The following is a 15,041-nucleotide window of genomic DNA, read 5'->3' on the forward strand; positions in this document are numbered from 1 at the left end:
GTCCGGCACGCCGGGCGCGTCGCCTCCCGCCGTGAGCGCCCGAACGTGCCGGCTTATTCGCTCACGCTGTCGACCAGGGCCATCTCCTGGCTGGTCAGCAGCTTGTCGATGTCCACCAGCACCAGCATGCGGTCCTCGAGGCTGCCGAGGCCGCTGAGGAAGTCGGAGGACAGGGTCACGCCGAACTCCGGCGCCGGCTTGATCTGCTCGGGCGTCAGGGTCATGACGTCGGAGACGCCGTCGACCACGATGCCGACGATGCGCTCGCCGACGTTGAGCACGATCACCACGGTCTGGCCGCCGTACTCGACGTTCTCCAGATGGAACTTGATGCGCAGGTCGACGATCGGCACGATCACGCCGCGCAGATTGGTCACGCCCTTGATGAATTCGGGGGCGTTGGCGATGCGGGTGACGTTCTCGTAGCCGCGGATCTCCTGCACCTTGAGGATATCGATGGCGTATTCCTCGTCGCCCAGCGAAAACACCAGGAATTCGCGGTTTTCGGCCTCGGTGGCGGCCAGGGCCGCTTCGGTGGTCTCGATGCTCATGACGGCTCTACCTCCTTGGGATTCAGGGTCGTGGAGACGGCGGGACGGGCGTCGCGCCGCGCCTCCTTCTTGGCTCGGTTGAGACGGTGCAGGTCGGTGATGTCGAGGATCAGCGCCACGCTGCCATCGCCGAGGATGGTCGCCGCGGACACGCCGGGCACCTTGCGATAGTTGGTCTCGAGGTTCTTCACCACCACCTGCTGCTGGCCAACCAGCTCGTCCACCAGCAGCGCGTAGCGGCGGCCCTCGCCCTGGACGATCACGGCAATGGTCTCGGCCAGCTCGGTCTTGGCGCCGGTGACGTCCAGCGCCTCGTGCACGGGCACCACCGGCAGGTATTCGTCGCGCACCTTGAGCACCACGTCGTCGCCGGCCATGGCGTAGAGGTCGTCGGGACTCGGCTGCAGCGACTCCAGCACCGCGGACAGCGGCAGGATGAACACCTCGTCGCCGACCTTGATCGACATGCCGTCGAGGATCGCCAGGGTCAGCGGCAGCACGATGCGGATGGTGGTGCCTTCGCCGGGAGTGGACATGATCTGGACGTTGCCCCCCATGCCCTGGATGTTGCGCTTGACCACGTCCATGCCCACGCCGCGGCCGGAGACGTCGCTGACCTCCTGGGCGGTGGAGAAACCGGGGGCGAAGATCAGCTGCCAGACCTCGTCGTCGCTCATGCTGTCGGAGACGCTGAGCTCGCTTTCCCGTGCCTTGGCGAGGATCTTCTCGCGGTTCAGGCCGCCGCCGTCGTCGATCACCTCGATCAGGATGTTGCCGCCCTGGTGCTTGGCCGAGAGCGTCAGCTTGCCGGTGCGCGGCTTGCCGGCGGCCTCGCGGGCGTCCGGCGACTCGATGCCGTGGTCCAGGCTGTTGCGCACCAGGTGGGTGAGCGGGTCGATGATGCGCTCGGTGAGGCTCTTGTCGAGCTCCGTCGCCGCGCCCTCGGTGACCAGTTCGATGTCCTTGCCCAGCTTGCCGGCGGTCTCGCGCACCACGCGGGGGAAGCGACTGAACACGAAATCCATGGGGATCATGCGCACCGACATCACCGCTTCCTGCAGGTCGCGGGCGTTGCGCTGCAGCAGGTTCATGCCGTTGTGCAGGCCGCTGTGGTTGACGTTGTCGAGCTCGCTGACGGTCTGGTCGAGCATCGATTGGGTGATGATCAGCTCACCGACCAGGTTGATGATCTGGTCGACCTTCTCCACCGAGACGCGGATCGAGGAGGACTCGCCGCCACCGGACTTGGCCTTCGGCTTGGGCTTGTCGGCTTTCGCCGCCTTGGGCTTCTCTGCCTTGGGCTTCGCCGCCGGCTGCGGCGCGTCCTGGCCGGAGGCTTCCGGCTCGGCCGCCGCCGGCGTCTCGGAGGCGGCCGGTGCCGCGGGCGCCGACTCGGCCTCCCGCTCGATCTTCAGCTGGTCGGCATCGACGATGAAGCCCATCACCGCCTCGATGTCCTCGACGCTGACCGAGGTGGAGAGCGTCACCCGATAGCAGGCCGCGTCGCCCGACTGCCCCTCGACGGTGCCGAGCTGCCCGAGCTCCCCCAGCAGCTGGTCGCGGTCCTTGTCGCCGACCTTGAGCAGCGACACGACCAGCCGGCGCTCGCCAGCGGCCGATGCATCATTCGCCTCGGCCTCCGCGGTTTCGATCTTGAGCTGGTCGGGCTCGACGATGAAGCACATCACCGCCTCGATGTCCTCGGCGCTCACCGAGGTGGCCAGCGTGACGCGATAGCAGGCCGCGTCGCCCGCCTGCGACGCGATGGTGCCGAGCTGCTCGAGCTCCTCCACCAGCAGGGCGCGATTCTCGTCGCCGACGTTGAGCAGCGAGACCGTCAGGCGGCTCTCGCCCTCCTGGGACGGCGCCTCGGCGGGCGCCGGCTGGGTCTCAAAAGCGGTTTCAAGAGCGGTCTCAGGGGCCGGCTCGGGAGCCGGCTTGGCCTCCGGGGCAGACTCGGCAGCCTTCGGAGCAGGTTCGCCGCCGTCCAGCGACTGGCCGATCTCCTCGAGCGCCAGGCGCTTGAGGGTCTCGCAGATGCGGGCGAAGGCCTCCTGATCGGGCTCGTCGCCGTTGCGATAGGCGTCCATCTGGTCGTGCAGCATGTCCTTGGTTTCCAGAAAGGTGTCGACGATATCCCGGCGCAGCGTCAGCTCGCCCTGGCGCGCGTGATCCAGCAGGTTCTCGAACAGGTGCGTGGTGCGCTGCAGGACGTCGAAGCCGAAGGTGCCGGCGCCGCCCTTGATCGAGTGTGCCGCCCGGAAGATGGCGTTGAGCTGCTCGGCGTCCGGGTCATCGACGTCGAGCTCGAGGAGATGGCGCTCCATGTCGGCCAGCAGCTCCTCGGCCTCCTCGAAGAAGGTGTCATAGAAATCGGTGATATCCATGCGGTTCCCTACCCAGGGTGTATGGCGCCTCTCAGGGCGATGATGCCGGGCCCAGGGCCTCGTTGAGTCGTTGGTTGAAACGCTCCATCGGCGATTCGTCGGGCGACGGCTGGCGGCCGCCGCCCAGCGTTGACGGCAGGCCGATGCCATCGACCACCCGCGGCGAGCGAATGCGCTCGGACACGACCTCGAACAGCACCAGCAGCTCGATGCGCCGGTTGATCGGGTCGCTCGGCACGGTGTCGGGCATCGTCACCTGATCGGCGAAGCCCGCCACGCGCAGCAGCCTGTCGGCATCCAGCCCGCCAGCCACCAGCTCGCGGCGTGACGCGTTGGCGCGGGCGGAGGACAGCTCCCAGTTGCCGTAGCCGCGCTGGCCGTTGAGATAGGCCAGACTGTCGGTGTGGCCGCTGATGCTCAGGTCGTTGTCCAGCTCGTTGAGCAGCGGCGCGATCAGGTAGAGCAGATCGTGCATGTAGGGCGCCACCCGTGCGCTGCCGAGCTCGAACATGGGCCGCTGCTCGTTGTCCAGCAGCTGGATGCGCAGCCCCTCGGGCGTCATGTCGAAGCGCAGCTGGTCACGCAGCTCCTTGAGGTCCGGATCGGCCTCGATCGCCGCCTCGATGCGCCGCTGCAGATCGCGGAAGGCGCGGCGCTGCTGCTCGCTGGGGCGGGTCTGCTGGCGCAGGTCGATGCGCGCACGCTCGCCTTCCTGATAGGTCGGATCGGGCCCGCCGCCGGGAATCACGTTCTGGCTGACGGCGGCCCGATCGCCGCTGGTGATCGCCGCCACCAGCGGCGTGCTGAAGTAGTCGGCCACGCCCTCGCGCTGCTCGGGGCTGGAGGTGGAGAGGATCCACATCACCAGGAACAGCGCCATCAGGGCGGTCATGAAGTCCGCCAGGGCGATCTTCCAGCTGCCACCATGATGGCCCTGAACGACCTTCTTGCGCCGAATGATGATCGGCCGGCGATTGTCCCCCTGACTCATGCGCTGCCCACACCCGCCTTGGATTCACGCACGTATTCCTCGAGCTCGCTGAAGCCGGGACGCTCCTGGCTGTGCAGCGCCTTGCGGCCGAACTCCACCGCCAGCTGAGGCGCATAGCCGTGCAGGCTGGCCAGCAGGGTCACGCGCATGCACTGCAGCACCTTCTCGACCTCCTTGGTCTGACGCTCGATGCGGCTCGACAGCGGCAGGATGAAGCCGTAGCCGAGCAGGATGCCGAGGAAGGTGCCGACCAGCGCATGGGCGATCATCACGCCCATCTGCTCGGGGTCGGCGTTGGAAGCGCTGAGCGCCTTCACCACGCCCATCACCGCCGCGACGATGCCGAAGGCGGGCATGGCATCGCCGACCTTGTGGATGGCATCGGCGGGGATGTGCGCCTCCTGCTCGAAGGCCTCGATCTCATGGAGCATCAGCTCGTCGATCTCCATGGGGTCCATGCTGCCGCTGACCATCAGGCGCAGATAGTCGGTGAGGAAGGTCATGATGGTCGGGTCGGCGAGCACCTTGGGATGCTCGTTGAACAGCGCGCTCTCCTGGGGATTGTCGATATCGCGCTCGATGCCCAGCATGCCGTCGCGGCGGATCTTGGCGAGCAGCTTGTACTGCAGCGCCATCAGTTCCATGTACAACGCCTTGTCGTACTTCTTGGAGCGCCGCAGCCGCGGCAGTATGCGAAACGAGGCCTTGAGTGCCTTGCCGTTGTTGGCAGCGATGAAGGCGCCGAGACCGCCACCGCCGATCATCAGCAGCTCGGTAGGCTGGAAGAGAGGGCCAAGACTGCCACCGGCCAGCACGAAGCCACCGAAGACCGAAAGCAGGACGACCAGATAACCAAGGGGTATCAGCACAACGAGTTCCTTCGCCAACACGTGAATGATGTTGCTGATGAAGGCTATCGGCCGGAATCGGCGGGGACTTGAGGGGGAACGGGAAAGAAAGTTGGCGCCGGAGCGGGAGGATCCCCGCCCCGGAGCACGGCTTCAGGCCTGGCGTACGACCTTGGCCGATGCGGCATCGGCGGCGGCCGCCTGGTCGCGTCGCTTGCGAGTCTTGCCGGCCCGGGAGGGCGGCTGACAGATCCCGCAGACATAGTCGTGGGAGGGGCTGTGGGCATGAGCCACGAAGTGGCCGTGACAGCGGCCGCATTCGGAGAGCTGGAGCTGGTCGCTCTCGAAGAAGCGCACCAGGGTCCAGGCCCGGGTCAGCCCCAGCACGGCCTCGGCATCGTCGATCGCCACCTGCTCCAGGTACAGCCGATAGGCCTTGATGAAGGCCTCCATGCGCTGACAGCCGAGATCCTCGAGCAGGCGCTGGTAGATGTTGTAGAACAGCGAGGAGTGGACGTTGGGCATCCAGGTGATGAACCAGTCCGTGGAGAACGGCAGCATGCCCTTGGGCGGCGACATGCCGCGCACCTCCTTGAACAACCGGATCAGCCGGGCACGACTGAGGTCGGTCTCGGTCTCGAGCACCTGGAGGCGGGCGCCCAGCTCGATCAGGTCGATGGCGAGCTGCACCTGCTCCAACTCCTCCAGCAGACTCTTAGTCGACATGGCCACCTCCTTCCGACAGCATCGAGCGCGAGGCCATCAGCAGCGAGGAATGTATATGGGAGAGCCCCTGATCGCGGGGGTTGTCGACCACCTGGCGCAGCTGCTCGGCGCTCTCGCCACCGAAGTGGCACAACAGCTGGTTGGTGTTGGCCAGGCGCGAAAGCTGCTGGGCGCTCAACGATGACAGCAGATCGGCCATCTCGTCATCGATCTTGAGACGGAACATGGCCTCGGCGCGATCGTGATGCAGCAACCGTTGGGCGAGCAACAGATAGCCGAGATTCAGTTCGCGAATCTCGGCGACGTGCGGATTGGTTTTCATAGTTCCCTGCTTTTATTGGCTTATTCCACGTCACGGTCTTTTTGCCGCGTTCGTTGTTATAGGCAAGCCTTCGTCTGCGTCTGGCAGAGCGTAGCGCCTGTTGTTTTCATTTTTGTAACACTGCCCTCGATGGGGGGCATGTGCAACGTATAGTCTCCAACGCTCAATGGTGCAATGCCATTGACCTAGATCAACCTAATGAAAAAGTACCAGGAAGGCACTCATCTAAAGCGGTATCGCGCCATTCAACGACAAGCACAGCGACGACTGAAACCGTCGCGGCACTACTCCGTGGCGCCGGGCGCCTCCGCCAGCTCACGCACCCAGATCAGCAGCTCGGCCACCACCTGATAGAGACGCGGCGGAATCTCCTCGTCCAGGTCGAGCTGCATCAGCAGCCCCACCAGCTCCGGCGAATCATGCACGTAGACACCCTGGCGCCGGGCTTCCTCGACGATGCGCTCGGCCAGTTCGCCATAGCCCTGGGCCACCACCCGCGGCGCGCCTTCGGCGTCCTGATAGGCCAGCGCCACCGCCTGGCGTCGGGCCTCCCGGGATCGTTCGGTCATTCTGCCCCCTCGGCGGCCAGGGTCAGACGCAGGCGAACGTCATCGAAACCGTGCCCCGACAGCCGCTGGCGCAGGGTCTCCAGCCCGCCCTCCAGCCGCGACCTGACGGCGGCGTCACAAACCTGCACGTCGATATCGAGGCGCACCTCACGCATCCACAGCGAGACCTCCAGCGGCCCCAGCCCGGCCACCTCGAGCGTCAGTCGGGAACGCCATCCGCCGGACTCGTCCTGGCGCGATTCGTCGCCCTCTTCGCCTTGCTGGTGACCGTCGCGACGCCCGTGTGGCAACTGGATCACCAGCGCCATGAACACCCCGGACCAGACGTCACCCTCCCAGCGCAGCTGGGGGGTGGCCAGCATCTCCAGCTGATGGCGCACCAGGTGCTGCAGGCCGTCGGCGACCGGTTCGCGACGCCCCTCGACGACACGAGCGGCTTCATCGGCCATCGAGGCGGAAGCCGCACGTGCCGCATCGGCGGCGCTCACGCCCCCTCGGGCCGACGCCGCCTCGTTCCCTGCCGGTGCGGCCGCGGTGCCGGGCATCATGGGCGCGGGCGACGGCGCCCGGGGATTCGCCCCGGGCGCGACGCTCGGCAACAGCACGGGCGCCTCGCCCCGGGGCATGGCGGCTCGGGTCAGGAAGGGGACCGGCGGCTGCAGCGCCTGGACGCGCGCGGCCAGCGCTTCGACATTGGCAGGGGAAAAAGCGGGAGAAGCGGCTACCGACGCCGGCGTTGCAGCGGCGGCCGCGGACAGCGCCGCGGAGGAAGAGCCGCCAGATGTGGAAGCCACCGGCGTGAAGCGCAGCTGCTGCAGGAGCTGCAGCATCTGCGGCTCGCGGTTCAGCTGCTGGCGGGGCATGTCGCCTCGATACCAGCGTGCCAGATGGGATTCGTAGAACAGGCCGCTGTCGCGAATGCTGCCCGAGAGCCGCTGGGCGAGCTGCTCGGGCGTGGCCGACTCACCGGCGGCCAGCAGCGGCGCGGCGGGCGACACCGCCGACGGCGGCGCCGGGAAGCGCCCCAGCAGGTCGGCAATGGTACGCGCCGTGGCGCTGAAGTGGGTCAGGGCCGAGCCGGGGGCACTACCAGATGGCGCCTGTGGCGCAGGCGCCTCGCGCCCCTGGCCACGGGCCACCTCGCCGACGGCGGGACCGGGCGCCCGCGCATCGAGGCGTGAGTCGCTGTGCAAGGCCCGCGGCGCATCGGCCGGCGAGGTCGGCTTGACAGGCTGATTGAGCGGCTGAGGCGCGGGCGTATCGACCCGCTTGCCCAGCACCTGGTGCAGGAGCGTATCGATCAGCGGCGTGATACCGCTCACGACGCACCCTGATCGTGTCGCGTGCTACCCGGGATGACGCGCCCCCCGCCGCTACCGTAGGCACGTTGCAGATCGCGCTGACGCTGCGAGGTACCGATCAGCTCGCCCAGCTCGTCACGGCGCTGAGCCAGGCGCTGACGAATCTCCCGGTCGTTCTCGAGGATTCCCTCCAGAAGCATCGCCTTGCGTCGCTGATCGGCTTCCATCAATGAATGCTGTGCGTCCAGCTCCGAAACATGCTCGACCTGCTTTACGTAGATAGCCTCCAGTTCCAGCAGCGCCGGCCAGTCGGCCTCGCGCGCCAGAAACAGCATGCGCTCGCTGCACTCCAGCAGCGTCTGATAGCCTTCGATCACCGCCTCCACAGAAGCTTCGCGAGCGCTCGTCATCTCAGCCTCCTGCAGCCTGAGCCTGGGGCTCTATTTCGCGCCAGGCCGAGGCGATATCGCCCAGCAGGCGCTCGGCCTCGTCGAGCCTGGCCATGTCATTACGCAGATTGGCCGCCAGCAGCTGCCGGGCGATGTAGTCGTAGAGCGAGGCCAGATTCGCTGCTATCTCGCCGCCACGCTCGGCATCCAGAGCCGGCGCCAGGCCACCGCTGACGATATCCAGCGCCTTGTTGATCGACTTGCCCTTCTCCGCGGTGTTGCCGGCCTCGATATGGATACGCGCCGCCCGAATGGCCGCCAGGGCACCATCGAACAGCATCACGATCAGCTTGTGCGGGCTGGCGGAATTCACACCGCTTTCCACCCCCACTCTTGCGTAGGCATTTGCGCCCTTCATCGCCGCCATGATTCCGCTACTCCTTCGATCGGTAAGATAACCCGCCCAGTCTGCAGCAGGTGAACCGTCGCCAGTCTGACAGCCGACGGGGGCACGAGTCAGGCGAACATGACCCGCTGGACGGTCTAATTCGGGATATCGGCGGCCTCCGTGGCGACTTTAGCCACGCGCACTTCCTCGCGCGGCTCGCCGAGGCGACGAGTGACCTCGCCCTTCAGCACCTCGCCCTCCAGCGCCTTGTCACCCAGGACCGTATGCAGTTCCTCGCCGGACGATTCGACTCCGCCGGCGAGCTGGACCCGGGATGGCCGGCCGTCATCGTCGAGCCCCTGGACCCAGGCCAGCTGACCTCCGTCGAAGCGCACCAGGGTGCCGATGGGATAGAGACCGAAGCGGCGGATGTAGCGCTTGACCCAGCGCGAGTCGAAGGCCTGCTCGAGATCGAGCAGGTAGCGATAGATGGCCCCGACGCGCCAGGCAGGGCGCTCGCCGAGTGGGCGACGCAGGGTATCCACGGCATCGACCACCGCCGCGGCACGTTCCAGCTCGCCGAGCACCTCGCCGGTGACACCGGCCGGGTAGCCGCTGCCGTCCAGGCGTTCGCTGATGCGGCGCACCACCGAGGTGAATACCGCCGTCGACAGCCACTGGCAGCCGCCCATCCGCGCTTCCAGCAGGGCGATATGTTCATGCAGCTCCGGCGAACCGCCATCGTCGGGCATGGCAGACTGCCAGACGTCATCCGGCAGCAGTGCCTTGCCCAGGTCATGGACCATGGCGGACGCCACCAGCGCCTTGCGCAGTTCCTGAGGCACCGAGTCTCTGCCGACCAGATCGAGCAGCCGCACCGCCACCCCCAGACCGTGCCCCACCAGCCAGGATTCGCCATACAGGGCATCGCAGGCGAACAGCAGCCCCTCGCGATCCTCCTCGTGTAGACGCAACAGGCGATCGGCATGGCGCGACAGCTGTACGCCATCGATCTCCCCGCCTTCACGCAGATCGAGCAGCTGGGTGTCCAGATAGCCGGCGACATGGGCCAGGCGGCGTGTCATCGGCGTGGCGTACCCTTGAGCGCCGCGACGCCCCACCTTCGGCTCGGCGCCGGCCGGCCCCTGGAACAGCGGTGAGGGCGGCCGCGTGGCCTCGCCCCCCTCGATGTGGCGGGCCGCCTCCTGCTCGATCTCGCGCACGAAATACCACAGCCGGCGCTCCTGTTCAGGACCATGGCCCTCGAACTGGAACCCGGCCGTCAACGTCTGGCGCTCGGTGTCCGCCCGCCGATGTCGCGCTCGCCCCCGCGCCTGGAAGTGCGTGCCATCGGGGAAACTCAGCGCGATATCCAGCGGCAGCGGCGCCTCGGCCAGCAGGTTGGTCGCCGACAGCGGCAGCTCCAGCCGGCAGCCCTCGAGCGACAGGTCCTTGAGATCGCCCTGGGCACGGTTACCCTCGGCATCGCGCAGGATGGCACTGACCTCCATGCCCAGCCGCAGCCGCGCGCGGAAGGTGTCGCGACGCTGCAGCACCTCCAGGCGATGGGGCCAGGCACAGCGGCAGAGCACGCGGCCATCGTCCTGACGGCAGTGCTCCATGGTCATCTCGGGGGTGCGCACCAGCTTGCCCTGTGCCTGACCGAGCAGGCGGAAAGCCTTGCCCTGCCGGAGCTCGCCGGCGAGCTCGCTGACCGCGCTGATATCCACCTCGAGCACCTCGCCCGCCTGCAGATCGGCGAGCAGTACCGGCATCGGCTCGCCCTGCTCACCGATCTGCAGCGAAGCGCCACCCGGCTCACTGAGCGTCTCGAGCAGCGTCTCGATCTCCATGGGGTTGTCGACGCGGGTGTAACCGTCCTCTGCCATCCCTGTGCCTCTCGCGGGTCATTCTTTCACCAGATCGAGGGTTATCGGCCGGTGCTGGAAAAGCTTGAGCACAAGGACTAGGACGAGAGACGCAGGATGCCCTCGAAGCGCCCCTCAGGGGAGAAATATAGCCGGAAGACACCATTCACCCCGTCCCGGGCCACCACTCGGCGAAGTGCCTCGGCGGGGAACTGCACGCTGCGACCGTCCAAGCTGCGGGTATGCACGACGCCCGCCCGGCCCTCGTAGTGGGCCAGGCAGGCGGCGGGGGTGAGGCTCAAGGCGATATCGATGGTGGGCATGGTGAATGATAAGAGTGACATCTGAGCCACACACGAGGAAGCCCGACAACGCTCACGTGCTTAGCTCTCCGCTCCCCCGTGGATGGCATCAACGACTCCCTGGTCAATGAACCGGCTTCCCAGCACATCATCGACGAAGCCTGGCGCAAAGAACGAGACACGATCGAGGACCTCGACTTCCTGAGCGGTCAGTTCCATACCATCGGCGCTTCGCCCGCCGCGGTTCGGGTTGTGGTGCTCCTGCGTGACGGAGGCGTGGAACGCTCTGGCCGCCTCGATGTCCTTGACGCCGAGACCGAACTTCCGCCCCACCTCTAGCGTCGTCTCGAAGTCATGGAAGTCGGTGGCGGTCACCCAGTGGTAGACGCCCCCCTCGGCATCATAGATATCGCGAGCCATGAGCTGACGATAGTAGGAATCCAGCACGCCCCAGAAACATAACTGGTAGTCTGACAGCTGCTCCGGAGAAAAGACAGGGAGGCTCCCGGGCACTCTTGGATCGGCGGAGTAATGCCTGCCCCGCTCGGTGCGCATCGGCGTGCTGCCGCGTTTATAAAGGCTCTTTGCCGTTTCCCGGAATTCTCGATTCAGGAAGATCAGCCCCGGCCTCAAGCCCAATCTCAGGAGAGGAATCAAAAAGCCCTTGCCGAAGACATTGCTCGTTTCCACATAGCTCGACGGAGCGATGCCATCGATATGTGCCAGCTTCTTTTCCAGGAAGCCGAACGCATGTCGTGGATCATCCTTGACGGCCGGAAAAACGGTTGCGTAATTGGGTTCCGGCTCATGTTCCGACAACGTGTCATCAAACATCTTGAAGACTTCCGTCAGCATGGTGGTGCCGGTTCTGCCATGCGTTACGGTAAACACGAGATTCTTGGTCGGCTTCATAGCGCAGTCCCGTCAATCTTCTTCACGGGCTTTGCCGGTCGCCCGGCCACGATGGTGTTGGCCGGTACGTCTCCTGTCACCAGGCTGCCGGCAGCGACCACGGCATTCTCACCGATCACAGCCGGTCCAAGCACCGTGACATCGGAGCCAAGCCATACACCATGTTTGACATGGATATCCCGACCAGAATCTGGCACCGCAAGAAGGCGCTCACGCCCGGTCTTCGTATAGTCGTGGGTGCCTGTGAGCAGCATGCAACGATGGCCAAAGAAACACTCCGCCTCGACGGTGACATGGCCAGAACGAGTATTGACCAGGAGATCGTTTACGGAGATGGTTGTTTGCTCCAGATGGAGCCGACTGGAGTCTCCCCAGATACGGAGCTGCCCTAGTTCAGCCTGGGCGATGAAAGGCATAAGTAGTTTGGCCATGGCGGCCAGCTCGTTCTTCTTTGCCGTTTTCAAAAGTGCCATGAACTCACTTTCTCGTGCCGAGACAGCTGACACTTCCTGGCGGTCCGTACCTCGCTTTTCGAGACTCGGCTTTTTGTTGATCGGCGGCATCATCATCTCACCTCAATATGCTTCGCTCATTAATTTTTCCAGCTCTCCGGCAATCGTGTCTTCTTCATCGATCACCGAAGCAGCCGCCAAATTCGGCTCGAGCCCTGATCCCTCACGGACTTTAACGAGGCGCTCACCCTCGAGATATTGTACGGCGAGACTTTCATCCACATCGTTCAAGACACGGAATGCCACATCTTTAGCCCCAAAGAGGGCGTGCAGGATAAAGGCGAACCTGACCCTTTGCGCATCACTCAGGTTTTTCATGCGTTCATAACCGGGAATGAAAAGCGCCTCGACAGACTCCACTTCGGAGGCCATTCGAGCTTCGGCGACCATATCATCGGGGAACCAGCTCTTCTTCTTCTCGCCAACGAAACAGTGGAATCGAAACCCCTGCTTGCGCATCAGCGACTGCACCTTCGCAAAGTCGGGATACTGTTCCGAAGCAGGCTCCAGGAAGACACCAACCTGAAGCGCGAGGGTGTTCTTCAGTGCTTCCGACGCGTTCGCAAGGATGGCGAGGCTATCATGACGGGCATCCAGAGCGAGTACATCGATGGCCGGCAGCCCTTCGACGCTGTCGAGCGCCACCGAAGGAATCTCATGGGCCTCCACATCCTCGACAGGATCGACCGGAGACAGCGATGTCGGCTCGCTTTCATCGCTCATAAAAAGGGTGGCGGGCTGGCCATTCCCCAGCGCCGTATAGGGGAAGTGCTGAATCTCGCCATACTGGGCGAGATGGTCCACCGTTTCCATCTTGCCGGCCGGATCGAAGCTCAGCATGACGACACGTCCGCTGCCCAGCAGATCGCGAGCATCCGGCCTTGAGGCCAGAACGGCGCCGTTATCCACGGCCATAACCGGGCTATCGAGCTGCCAGTCGAAGCCCTGGCCAGGCGCGGCAAGCGCCAGCTTGACCGGCGCATCCTCATCGGCGAACTGCGCCGCACCGCTCTTGCTGAAGCTCAGGGCCTCCGGCGCCTTGCCTTCACAGTGGCGCTGCCAGATGGCACGCAGCGCCGTGGTCAGATGGTTGGCGAACCGCGGCCCATCACAGATCGGCGAATCCAGCAGGATGGTACGAAGGGCGGCGCGAATATATGCCAGGTTAGGCAGATCGGCGACCAGTTCCTTGACCCGCGCTCGGAAGTCTTCCCAGCTGTCGGTGACCAGCTCGGGCAGGCCGGCGTTGACCAGGTGCGTGGCGCTATGGCGCCCGGCGAAGGTCGGCCCTGTCCGCGTGACGACGGGCACACCCATCAGCAGCGATTCACAGGTCGTCAAGCCACCAGAGTAGGGCCAGGTATCCAGGGCGATATCGATCCGCTGATAGGTCTCCAGGAACTCTGCATGCTTGGCCGGCCCCTCCAGCAGGAGCCGGTCTTCACCGATACCATGTCCGGTGAAGGTGGCCGTAATCTTGTTTCGGAAACGCTCGCTCTCGAACTGAATACCACGAAGCAGCAGCTTGCTGTTCGGAACTTCATGGAGCAGAGTCGCCCATTCCTCGAGCAGAGGAGCCGACAGCTTGGCAGGATTGTTCAGGCAACCGAAGGTGATATACCCGTTCGTAAGGGCTGGCAGTGCATTGCAGTCAGGTGCATGGTGGGGAATGTGGTAGCAGATATAGTCATCGGGCAATCGGATCAGTTTTTCCGTGTAGCGATCATCGATACCCTCTGGGGTTTCAACATGATCGCTCAACAGGTAATCGACACTCTCGAGCCCAGTGGTATCGACGAGGCCGCCCACCCACTTGACGATCAGAGAAGCGGGCTCACGTGTCAACGTACGATACCGACTCCCGTCTCCGGCACCGTTGAGATCGATCAGGATGTCGATCTCGTCGTCGCGAATCTTCTGATCCAGCTGGCCATCGCTCAACCCTTCGATGGACTGCCAGCGATGCGCCATGACCTGCATGGCCTGGGTCAGCTTGTCGATGTACTGGTTAGAACTGTAGAACATCAGCTCGAACTGATCGGCTGGCAGGTTCTGCAGGGCTGGCAGGATCATCTGGCCGACAGGATGCATACGGAAACCGCCCGATAGCAGACCGACACGCAGCCGCTTGCCGGCATCGCGTTCCGTGGAGGCCCGCCCTAATGACGAACGCTCGCCGAACTTCCTATCCCACTCGACGGCCATCCGGAAGAGATCATCGCCGCTATAAGCCGGGTTGTAGTGCGATGTCATCCAGAGATTCGAGTGTACTTTCCCATTAGCCGGGTCCAGCTCGACTTCTCTATGAAAATGTCCTTCAGCCTCATCATAGTCGCCCTCTTTAGTGAAAAGCGAAGCGATATGATTATGCACACCGACCCGTTTCGGATTGACCTCTTGAAGCTTCCAAAGCGTGTCCATCGTCTCGTCGTGCCTGGAAAGCTGATCAAGGATTCTAGAGCGCCACAGAAGGCCTTCCTCATGGCGGTCATCCAACGACATGAGACGGTCATTGACCTCCAGGCCACGGCTATTCTGACCAAGCTGATGGTAAGCACGGCTTAGCCAGGCCAGGGCCACAACATTTTCGGGCTCATCCGCGACGACGCTTTCCAGCACCTCCACGGCTCGAGCAGCCTTCCCCGCCAACACCTGGTACTGCGCCAGCTTCAGTCGATGATCGGCGCTCGGCTCCTTGACGAGTTCGACCGCTCGCTGCATCGCCTCGACGGCCTCATCCAGTCGCTCCAGGCGTCCCAGAGCATTGGCCTGCCACTCGTGCACCTGAGGAGAGTCGGGTGAATGCTGCACCAGAGCATTGGCTGCTTTGAGAGCTCGAGGATAGTCCCCGCGAGAGAATGCCGACTCGAAGGCCTTCGCATCAGCCTGCTTCAGGCCATTCGCAGCCTGTGAAGATTGGTTGTTCAATGGACGACTTGTCTTTTTCCTGGCCATGGGCACACCACCTTGCCGGT

15 protein-coding genes are annotated in these 15,041 nt (G+C 64.5%); all 15 read right to left on the reverse strand.

Annotation, left to right across the window (positions count from 1 at the left end; genetic code table 11):
- Positions 1-53 precede the first annotated feature (53 nt).
- The 15 genes from cheW to CVH10_RS05550 all read right to left on the reverse strand — a co-directional run bounded on the left by cheW (position 54) and on the right by CVH10_RS05550 (position 15,021).
- A complete protein-coding gene (cheW, locus tag CVH10_RS05480; protein ID WP_035596940.1) occupies positions 54-551 on the reverse strand; it encodes a chemotaxis protein CheW in 498 nt (165 codons plus the stop codon).
- The gene (locus tag CVH10_RS05485) at positions 548-2,938 is read right to left on the reverse strand and encodes a chemotaxis protein CheW (RefSeq protein WP_106488045.1); all 2,391 of its coding nucleotides are present in this window, start codon (positions 2,936-2,938) and stop codon (positions 548-550) included. The genes cheW and CVH10_RS05485 overlap by 4 nt, the downstream gene beginning before the upstream one ends.
- 31 nt (positions 2,939-2,969) lie before the next feature.
- The gene (gene motB, locus CVH10_RS05490) at positions 2,970-3,929 is read right to left on the reverse strand and encodes a flagellar motor protein MotB (RefSeq protein ID WP_035596938.1); all 960 of its coding nucleotides are present in this window, start codon (positions 3,927-3,929) and stop codon (positions 2,970-2,972) included.
- Positions 3,926-4,798 (reverse strand): flagellar motor stator protein MotA, encoded by an 873-nt coding sequence (motA, locus tag CVH10_RS05495; RefSeq protein WP_035596935.1) that lies wholly within the window; start codon positions 4,796-4,798, stop codon positions 3,926-3,928. The genes motB and motA overlap by 4 nt, the downstream gene beginning before the upstream one ends.
- 132 nt (positions 4,799-4,930) lie before the next feature.
- Positions 4,931-5,503 carry a flagellar transcriptional regulator FlhC gene (gene flhC, locus CVH10_RS05500; protein ID WP_035596932.1) on the reverse strand — a complete coding sequence of 191 codons (573 nt, stop codon included), beginning with the start codon at positions 5,501-5,503 and terminating at the stop codon, positions 4,931-4,933.
- Entirely contained in the window at positions 5,493-5,825 is a 333-nt protein-coding gene (gene flhD, locus CVH10_RS05505) for a flagellar transcriptional regulator FlhD (protein WP_035596929.1), read from the reverse strand. The genes flhC and flhD overlap by 11 nt, the downstream gene beginning before the upstream one ends.
- Before the next feature lie 284 nt (positions 5,826-6,109).
- Complete coding sequence (locus tag CVH10_RS05510; RefSeq protein ID WP_106488046.1) at positions 6,110-6,394, reverse strand: EscU/YscU/HrcU family type III secretion system export apparatus switch protein; 285 nt, start codon at positions 6,392-6,394, stop codon at positions 6,110-6,112.
- A complete protein-coding gene (locus CVH10_RS05515) occupies positions 6,391-7,716 on the reverse strand; it encodes a flagellar hook-length control protein FliK (RefSeq protein ID WP_106488047.1) in 1,326 nt (441 codons plus the stop codon). Before CVH10_RS05515 ends, CVH10_RS05510 begins: the two co-directional genes overlap by 4 nt.
- The gene (fliT, locus tag CVH10_RS05520) at positions 7,713-8,105 is read right to left on the reverse strand and encodes a flagellar protein FliT (RefSeq protein WP_106488048.1); all 393 of its coding nucleotides are present in this window, start codon (positions 8,103-8,105) and stop codon (positions 7,713-7,715) included. Before fliT ends, CVH10_RS05515 begins: the two co-directional genes overlap by 4 nt.
- Before the next feature lies 1 nt (position 8,106).
- Positions 8,107-8,511, reverse strand: coding sequence for a flagellar export chaperone FliS (fliS, locus tag CVH10_RS05525; RefSeq protein ID WP_106488049.1), 405 nt, complete (start codon positions 8,509-8,511; stop codon positions 8,107-8,109).
- 116 nt (positions 8,512-8,627) lie between these two features.
- Positions 8,628-10,361, reverse strand: a complete 1,734-nt coding sequence (locus tag CVH10_RS05530; protein ID WP_106488050.1) for a PilZ domain-containing protein — start codon at positions 10,359-10,361, stop codon at positions 8,628-8,630.
- A gap of 77 nt (positions 10,362-10,438) precedes the next feature.
- Positions 10,439-10,684, reverse strand: a complete 246-nt coding sequence (locus CVH10_RS05535) for a DUF2835 domain-containing protein (protein ID WP_307725213.1) — start codon at positions 10,682-10,684, stop codon at positions 10,439-10,441.
- A gap of 39 nt (positions 10,685-10,723) precedes the next feature.
- Positions 10,724-11,554 (reverse strand): hypothetical protein, encoded by an 831-nt coding sequence (locus tag CVH10_RS05540; protein ID WP_035596915.1) that lies wholly within the window; start codon positions 11,552-11,554, stop codon positions 10,724-10,726.
- Positions 11,551-12,123, reverse strand: coding sequence for an acyltransferase (locus tag CVH10_RS05545; protein WP_081945854.1), 573 nt, complete (start codon positions 12,121-12,123; stop codon positions 11,551-11,553). Before CVH10_RS05545 ends, CVH10_RS05540 begins: the two co-directional genes overlap by 4 nt.
- 6 nt (positions 12,124-12,129) lie before the next feature.
- Entirely contained in the window at positions 12,130-15,021 is a 2,892-nt protein-coding gene (locus CVH10_RS05550) for a tetratricopeptide repeat protein (protein ID WP_106488051.1), read from the reverse strand.
- Positions 15,022-15,041 lie beyond the last annotated feature (20 nt).

The sequence above is a fragment of the Halomonas sp. ND22Bw genome, assembly GCF_003011945.1.
Lineage (GTDB): Bacteria > Pseudomonadota > Gammaproteobacteria > Pseudomonadales > Halomonadaceae > Halomonas > Halomonas halophila.

Excerpts from the sequence above, each read along its gene's own strand:
- cheW (WP_035596940.1), bottom strand. The coding sequence starts at position 551 with ATGAGCATCGAGACCACCGAAGCGGCCCTGGCCGCCACCGAGGCCGAA.
- CVH10_RS05485 (WP_106488045.1), bottom strand. The coding sequence starts at position 2,938 with ATGGATATCACCGATTTCTATGACACCTTCTTCGAGGAGGCCGAGGAG.
- motB (WP_035596938.1), bottom strand. The coding sequence starts at position 3,929 with ATGAGTCAGGGGGACAATCGCCGGCCGATCATCATTCGGCGCAAGAAG.
- flhC (WP_035596932.1), bottom strand. The coding sequence starts at position 5,503 with ATGTCGACTAAGAGTCTGCTGGAGGAGTTGGAGCAGGTGCAGCTCGCC.
- flhD (WP_035596929.1), bottom strand. The coding sequence starts at position 5,825 with ATGAAAACCAATCCGCACGTCGCCGAGATTCGCGAACTGAATCTCGGC.
- CVH10_RS05510 (WP_106488046.1), bottom strand. The coding sequence starts at position 6,394 with ATGACCGAACGATCCCGGGAGGCCCGACGCCAGGCGGTGGCGCTGGCC.
- fliT (WP_106488048.1), bottom strand. The coding sequence starts at position 8,105 with ATGACGAGCGCTCGCGAAGCTTCTGTGGAGGCGGTGATCGAAGGCTAT.
- fliS (WP_106488049.1), bottom strand. The coding sequence starts at position 8,511 with ATGGCGGCGATGAAGGGCGCAAATGCCTACGCAAGAGTGGGGGTGGAA.
- CVH10_RS05530 (WP_106488050.1), bottom strand. The coding sequence starts at position 10,361 with ATGGCAGAGGACGGTTACACCCGCGTCGACAACCCCATGGAGATCGAG.
- CVH10_RS05535 (WP_307725213.1), bottom strand. The coding sequence starts at position 10,684 with ATGTCACTCTTATCATTCACCATGCCCACCATCGATATCGCCTTGAGC.
- CVH10_RS05540 (WP_035596915.1), bottom strand. The coding sequence starts at position 11,554 with ATGAAGCCGACCAAGAATCTCGTGTTTACCGTAACGCATGGCAGAACC.
- CVH10_RS05545 (WP_081945854.1), bottom strand. The coding sequence starts at position 12,123 with ATGATGATGCCGCCGATCAACAAAAAGCCGAGTCTCGAAAAGCGAGGT.
- CVH10_RS05550 (WP_106488051.1), bottom strand. The coding sequence starts at position 15,021 with ATGGCCAGGAAAAAGACAAGTCGTCCATTGAACAACCAATCTTCACAG.